Origin of the sequence: Acinetobacter sp. YH12112, from assembly GCF_013418945.1 — a bacterium.
In the GTDB taxonomy this organism is placed as follows: Bacteria; Pseudomonadota; Gammaproteobacteria; order Pseudomonadales; family Moraxellaceae; genus Acinetobacter; species Acinetobacter indicus.
This window is the reverse complement of sequence record NZ_VPBA01000065.1, coordinates 1-7,010: the sequence shown is the minus strand read 5'-3', so window position 1 is coordinate 7,010 and position 7,010 is coordinate 1. Positions and strand designations below refer to the sequence as shown.

Here is a 7,010-nt window from a genome sequence, read left to right as displayed (position 1 = left end):
GTCGCGAACGTCGCCACCAGCATGGCCGACGCGCCCACTGCTTGAAGTAGACGGAAAGCGACAAAGGCCGGTGCAGTTGAAGACCAAGCTGCTCCCAGAGACGCAATGACGAAAGCCGTTGCGCCCGCAAGTAGAATTGGCCGTCGCCCGATTCTGTCTGAGAGCGGACCAAAAATCACCTGGCCCACGCCGAGCATCACCATATAGAGGCTCAACGTGAGTTGGATCATAGCGGGCGTCGTGTTCAGGATGCCGGGCATCGCTGGAACGACAGGGAGATAAATATCCATCGCCAGTGAAGCGAGGATGTCGAAAGGAGCCATCAGCAGCAGTGCTGCCGGCAGCGTATAGGCCCACGCGGGGCGTGTGGTGGTCATGACGAATCAACCCTCGATTAAGGAATACCGGGCGACGTCTGCTCGTCAGCAATCAGATGAGACTAGCCTTACAGAGCGCCGCAACAACAATACTGGTTGTTGCGGCTTACTTGTCTGATGACTTGGAATTTCCCATCTGATTACTCCACGCTTACGAATATGAATTGCTACATTTTATCCGATTATCTTTTGCTTCGCAATTAGATGATCAAAAAAAAAAGAAGCCAAAGCTTCTTTTTTTGATTTTCCAACTCGCATTGATAGCCCCTATAATTCAATCAACTGAACCGTACCGGGTTTGTCGGAGAGTTTTTTATTTAAGTTAGGCCACCTGACCTAACGGGTTAATCTTATCATAGTACATTGCTTCAAAATCAAAAGGTGATACATAACCTAGTGCACTATGTACACGCTCTTTATTGAACCAATCTACCCAATTTAGTGTCGCAAGTTGTACATCCGCTAAACCTTGCCAATCTGCTTTTAGATATTCAATCACCTCTGTTTTGTATAAGCCATTCACCGTTTCAGCCAAAGCATTATCGTATGAATCACCAGTCGTACCGACTGATGCTCGTAAATTTGCTGCTTCTAAACGATTGGTATAGCGAATGGAAAGATATTGCACACCTCTGTCGGAATGATGAATCACATTCTTTGGCATGCCTCGATCATGCAATGCTTGCTCCAATGCATCGAGCACCATATCTGTATTCATCCGTGTCGATACTTTCCATCCAACAATTGCTCGTGAGAACACATCAATAATAAATGCAGTATAAACCCAGCCTGAATTTGTTTGAATATACGTAAAGTCACTCACCCACAGTTGGTCAGGATGATCAGCAGTAAAATTACGTTTTACCAAGTCATCCGCTCGTTTTTGATCATCTCGGCTACGGGTGGTTTGTTTGTTCTTACCACGCCAAACACCTTTTATACCTAGCTTTTGCATTAATCGAGCAACAGTACAGCGCGCAATAATATAGCCTTCACGTTTCAGTTTTTGCCAGACTTTACGTACACCATACCGACCTGAACTTTCCTTCCAAATTCGTTTAATCTCCTCAGCATGATGCAAGTCATGTAAATCTCGCTTTGCTCGATGTTCTGGATTTTCACAGAGATCTAGAGTCCGGTAATAGGTTGAAGGTGCGATCGGTAAAATTCTACAAATCGCCTCGACTCCGTACAGCTCTTTATTATTATGGATAAAATCCACCATTATTTGTGTGGGCGGTCGAGCTCCGCCTGGGCGAAAAAAGCGGCTGCTTTACGTAGAATTTCATTGGCGCGTTGCAGTTCTTTATTTTCGCGTTCGAGTTGTTTGATACGTTCTTGGTCTGAAAGCTGCTGTACTTTAACTGGATTTTGTTTATCTAAATATTTTTGATACCAAACACGTAGTGTTTCAGGAGTACAACCCTTGCGCAGTATACTGCTCAGGGAGCAATAGCGGTGATCGCAGCCCAATTCGATGGATAATCTTTCTCGGATTCAATCAATAATTGAACCGCTCTTTCTCTGATTTCAGGGGTATATTTTACTTTTTTCATCGGGACATTCTCTCAGAAAGCTTGGTCTCCGACAAACCCGGTACGGTTCAAAAATCTTCCATTGATTTATTTATATCTGTTAAACCAGTCGCATTATGAAATGTAATATAAGTAGAAATTTCAGTATAAATGGTCATGATCTTTTCTAAATTTGAATATCTAAGCGTCTTCATTAATCAACCTTATTGATTATTAGTTTCTTCTTTTAAAGCTCTTTGTACTGTTGCTATCCCTACTTTAAACTTTTCTGCAACACCTCTAAATGTTGAATTTTCTTCAGCCATTGCTTTTCGTATTTCAACATAGTCAACCTTCCGCTTTCTTCCCTTATATAAGCCCTTCGCTTTGGCTTTTGCAATTCCTTCCTTTTGACGCTCACGGATCATGGAGCGTTCAAACTCTGCAAATGCAGCAAGCATCTGAAACATGAGTTTATTTATTGCCGATTGTGCTACATCATGACTGAAGGTCAAATTCTCTTTATGAAAAATAATGGTTATACCACGATCATTCAGACTATTCACAATTTCGTTCAGATCATTTGTATTACGTGCCAGACGATCAATACTATGAACATGCACCGTATCACCTTCACGCAGATAGTCGAGCATTGCATTTAACTGAGGACGTTCACGGCTACCACCGCTTGCCTTTTCAGTAAAGGTCTTATCCAGGCTGATTCCATCTAATTGACGTTCAGTATTTTGTTCAGTTGAACTGACTCGAATATATCCGACCTGATTAGGCATTCTGTACCGTTAGAGTTTAGATAATTAAATACATATTGTACCGAAATTAAATATTAAGTCTATAAATACGGTTTTTGAGTTGCTTTTTAAGACTTTATTTTGTTCCGTTAGGCTATACTCTATAGTTACATAATTCGTGATTTAAAGAGACCTAGAAAAAGAGAAATGGTATTTATTTGAGCTAATCAAAGTTGAGAAACTTTAGAATTCTTGCGTTAGTCAAATTTTAAGCAGCCAAAAGCTATATTTTATGAGGTTTTAGCCAATTCAAAAATTAGATAAACTATACTTTCGCAAGAGGTCTTTTGATTAAATAATAAGCGTGGAACGTGAAAAATCATAAAAAAAGCCCACCTTGGGGAAGATGGGCTATCAACTAGAAACTACAGCATTGATTTCTATAGAGAATTATAACGCTGTTATTCCTAAGTAGTAATGTCCTACCTTAAAACCAAATAGAAATGTCCTATACAGACATTTCCAAGTCAAGCACAGGATTCAGATTTCGTTCTTTGATTACTGTCTTCTGTGCACGTCTGCTTGGCATAGATTGAGAACGATTACGTTTGTTTTGCTGTTCCAATTCTTCATGCTGTTGTTGAATATGATTGAGAACTGCACCTAAACGTTTATTCTCAACAATCTCTCGCTGGTTAAGCTGACTTAATTTATCGAAGATGCTGTAATTGATTTTTCTTCCCTGATATTCAATCGCGACTGTACCATCCGGGTATTCCAGGAACTCAAGATACTTACTAATCAATCTTTGGTTTTCTTCCGTGTTTTCCAGGAGATATACGCATTTATCATAAGTAATCGTCAGGCTATTCGTGACTCTGCGGGGTTCACGCCAGGTAAAAATATCATCTAATTCTTCGGCTGTTTCAGTGACAGTCCGGTGTAGATCCTTGGGATTAAAGGCCATCTTGGCAAACTTCTGATTGAATTGCTCAATGAAGCAGGGTAGCCAGGCATTCGCTTGTTCAATCGAACAGATGCCTTCCAGGCGCATTTCTTTGATCAGACGGTCCTGAAGCGTTCTATTGGCTCGTTCTACACGGCCTTTGGCCTGTGGTGAATTAGCGAAGATAATATCGATATTCAGGGTGCTGAGTACGCGCCCAAATTGCGTAATCTTGGTGTCTTTCTTGCTGCTTTGATTCACCCTGAAGACTGAATGTTTATCGCTGTAGAAGGCTAAAGGCTTACCATGCTGCTCAACATACAAACGTGTTGAAATCATATAGTCAAAGGCTGATTCTGACTCACAGAAGCGTAAGTGCTGCAATTTTCCTGTGGCGTCATCGATAAACACCAATAGACAGCATTTAGGGGCTCTTCCTTCAAACCAGTCATGATGTGAGCCATCAATTTGGATCAGTTCACCATAACAGTCCCGGTTATAACGAGGCTGATATGGGCGTTTCAGGCGTTTGGAGCGAGGAATCCATAAATCGGCTGCAATCATCCAGGAACGCAGGGTTTCCACTGAAATATCGAATCCATGAATGGTAGTCAGCTTTTCATGCGCTAAAGTGGGTCCGAAACCATGGAATTGCTCAGCAACCATATTGAGGCACTTGAGCCTGAGTTCTTCAGGAAGCCTGGAATTGCTGGTTTGACCACGACCGGCATGGGCTAATGCAGCTGGGCCTTGAGCTTTGTATTTTTGCAGTAAACGCCTGATCTGACGTTCTGAAATATGAAGTAGCTGAGCAGCCTGGGATTGAGTTATGCGTTGATCGCAGATTTCCTGCACGACCGACAATCGTTTAAGTTCTTTATCCGACATAGACACCAACATATCAAACCGTCCGCTTCGATAATCGCAAAAGCGCATATTCTAAAAGCGGACATTTTTACTTTGGAGAAACCGGACATTTCTATTTTGGAGTTACAAACGCATTTCGTATAAGGTGTATTATGTTAATTTTAGATTTTTTAAAAAATTAGGGCATCCATGAATCCTTTAGAATTCTACTGTTTAATATTGAAAAATATGGATAAAAACCTGGCTAAGAAACTAGGTAAAATTGAGAAAAAATATACTAATGTTCCATTTAAAAATGATGAAATAGCTAAAGTTAAAATTAAATCCGAATTTGCTTCAGAAATGGGGTTTTTCGTACTTAATTCAGCAACTTCTTTAGCTGTAGATGAAGAAAACTATAATTTTGCATACTGCTTAAAAATCTTAGAACTATATCCAATTAAGAATAACGATTTTTTTTATTGGAATGAGCATATAAAGCTATTTTCAGAATTAGAAAAAAATAATTTTTTATATGAAGATGTCTGCAAACTACATGATTTTCTGGTAAATAACTTTAGCTTTAACGGTGATTTAAAGAATATTATTAGTCATGAGATGCTTAGAAATTCTGGCGTCAATATACTGCTAATTTTAATTCACTTAGATCATTTAATTTCTAAGAAGTGGGGATTCCAATCAATCTCACTAAACCAAGCATTAAAGTTTAAGTTTAAAAATAAACGACCATACTTCCCATCAAAAACTTTTACAGATTTTCTTTTATTTATCTTAAAGATAAATGCAAAGTTTGAAGCAACAAAAGGACATAAAGTCGAGATTCTGAAGACTATTCCTCCAACTAATGGTTTTGAGCAATGGTTAGATCCTTCTCTCGAAGATGAACAAATTAAAGAATTTATACAACTAATTAAAAAAGTTAGAGAAAACAGAAGACTATGCTACTTGAATGAAGTCTATGAGTTCCTAGGTCTACCTTATGGTGAGTTTAAAAATGATGAAATTTATGAACAAGTCTCAGAAGAGAATTATTTATTCCTGAAAAATGAACTTCCAGAAGATAAGTGGTTTGAAAGTATTAATGCCATAGCTGGCCTATGGTTAATATATTTTTGGCAAGACTTTTATTATAAACATTTTCAAAAAACAGCCAGCGTTTCTACGTTAGCTACATCAGAAGATTTTATCGTGATATGGGAAGCCTTCCTGAAGAAATATCCTTCAGAAGGCCAATATCTTTGGCCTTCTGAATTGATATTACAAGATAAATAAATTTTTATTTACGAGGTGGATTATTGTCTCGGCCACCACCTGATGGATTTCCAGTAGTACTAGGCCAACCTGCTGTGCTCATAGTTTTCATCCTTATTTAGATTTCGTAGGTTTATGATTAGGATTCAATTGTCGGCTACGGTTGTCCTGATTCTGCGCATGTTGAATATTATTAGGATTTTTTACTGTAGCACGTTGATCATTCGCTGTTTGTGTCATTGCTTTCTCCTTAAAATGTTTGAACATCTGACAAGGAAAGTATGGCTTCAAAAAAATATGCATCTTGCCTGAAAAACAGTAAAAAAGTTTAAATTTTAACCAAAAAAATTATGTATTTAACATAATGGTGTTATACGAAATTAATGGATGTTCGTATAAATTACTTGCATATTGTATTCGATCGAATACAATATAGTGAGAAGATAAGGAATCCTCATGATTGAAATTAAACGTCTTCCAGAATTTGATGAATGGTTGGATGGCATTAAAGACAATATGACCCGTATCCGCCTGAATCGTCGATTAGATAAGGTTCAACGTGGAAACTGGGGAGACATTAAACCTCTCCAAGATGGCGTTTGGGAAATGAGAGAATTCTTCGGTTCTGGATGGAGGATGTATTACATCCAACATGGTGACGTTGTGATTGTAATGCTTGGTGGTGGAGATAAATCAACTCAACAACAAGACATCGATCGGGCAGTCAAACTATCGAAAACATTGGAGGATTAAAATGGTTAAAGTCGCTGATTTACCAAGTTTTGATATGGCTGAGTCGCTCAAAACTGAAGAAGACATTGTGATGTATCTCAATATGGTTCTTGAAGAAAATGATCCAGCTGAATTAGCCCATGCACTTGGTGTTATTGCTAAAGCTCGTGGCATGACTCAAATCGCTAAAGAAGCAGGGATTGGGCGTGAAGCACTCTACAAAGCCCTACGTCAGGATTCAGCACCACGTTTTGATACGATTAATCGTGTAGTAAATGCTTTAGGCTTAAAACTCACAGTACAACACGCTTAAAACTTTAAAAATATAGTAAAAATGGGAGCTAAAGGGTAAGCGTCCGCTGAACACACCTTCTGAATTCATCCTATAAGCCTTAATTTAGTCCCCACTTAGAAACAAGTGGGGACTTAAATTTATGACTACAAATCATCAGACATCCATCGCATCTCTTGCGAAAAAACGAAGAACATACAGTGCTGAATTTAAACAGCAGATCGTTCAGGCTTGTAAAGCACCGGACGTTTCAATTGCTTCAGTCGCTTTGCAACATGGATT

General features: G+C 39.0%; 7 protein-coding genes, 1 pseudogene and 1 other annotated feature. Of the genes and pseudogenes, 4 read left to right on the top strand and 4 right to left on the bottom strand.

The annotated features are described in order from the left end of the window. The 4 genes and pseudogenes from FTU50_RS14715 to FTU50_RS14700 all read right to left on the bottom strand — a co-directional run. A partial coding sequence (locus FTU50_RS14715; RefSeq protein ID WP_180063744.1) for an MFS transporter occupies window positions 1–377 on the bottom strand: 377 nt, incomplete at its 3' end. Window positions 378–699: 322 nt separating this feature from the next. Continuing rightward, window positions 700–1,933: pseudogene (locus tag FTU50_RS14710) on the bottom strand (IS3 family transposase). Continuing rightward, window positions 1,528–1,644 (bottom strand) — a sequence feature (AL1L pseudoknot). (Overlaps the previous pseudogene by 117 nt.) A gap of 182 nt (window positions 1,934–2,115) precedes the next feature. Next, on the bottom strand, window positions 2,116–2,682 hold the full coding sequence (locus FTU50_RS14705) for a recombinase family protein (RefSeq protein WP_006581699.1): 567 nt from the start codon (window positions 2,680–2,682) through the stop codon (window positions 2,116–2,118). A gap of 466 nt (window positions 2,683–3,148) precedes the next feature. Further along, the gene (locus FTU50_RS14700; RefSeq protein ID WP_179989167.1) at window positions 3,149–4,474 is read right to left on the bottom strand and encodes an ISNCY family transposase; all 1,326 of its coding nucleotides are present in this window, start codon (window positions 4,472–4,474) and stop codon (window positions 3,149–3,151) included. 168 nt (window positions 4,475–4,642) lie between these two features. Here FTU50_RS14700 and FTU50_RS14695 point away from each other — a divergent pair, with 168 nt between their 5' ends. From FTU50_RS14695 to FTU50_RS14680, 4 genes are all read left to right on the top strand, one after another. After that, a complete protein-coding gene (locus tag FTU50_RS14695; RefSeq protein WP_004969299.1) occupies window positions 4,643–5,725 on the top strand; it encodes a hypothetical protein in 1,083 nt (360 codons plus the stop codon). A gap of 435 nt (window positions 5,726–6,160) precedes the next feature. Next, window positions 6,161–6,457: a type II toxin-antitoxin system RelE/ParE family toxin gene (locus FTU50_RS14690; protein ID WP_004647749.1), complete on the top strand. Its 297-nt coding sequence runs from the start codon at window positions 6,161–6,163 to the stop codon at window positions 6,455–6,457. 1 nt (window position 6,458) lies between these two features. Next, the gene (locus FTU50_RS14685) at window positions 6,459–6,749 is read left to right on the top strand and encodes an addiction module antidote protein (protein WP_004969304.1); all 291 of its coding nucleotides are present in this window, start codon (window positions 6,459–6,461) and stop codon (window positions 6,747–6,749) included. Window positions 6,750–6,870: 121 nt separating this feature from the next. Beyond that, a partial coding sequence (locus FTU50_RS14680) for a transposase (protein ID WP_151760684.1) occupies window positions 6,871–7,010 on the top strand: 140 nt, incomplete at its 3' end.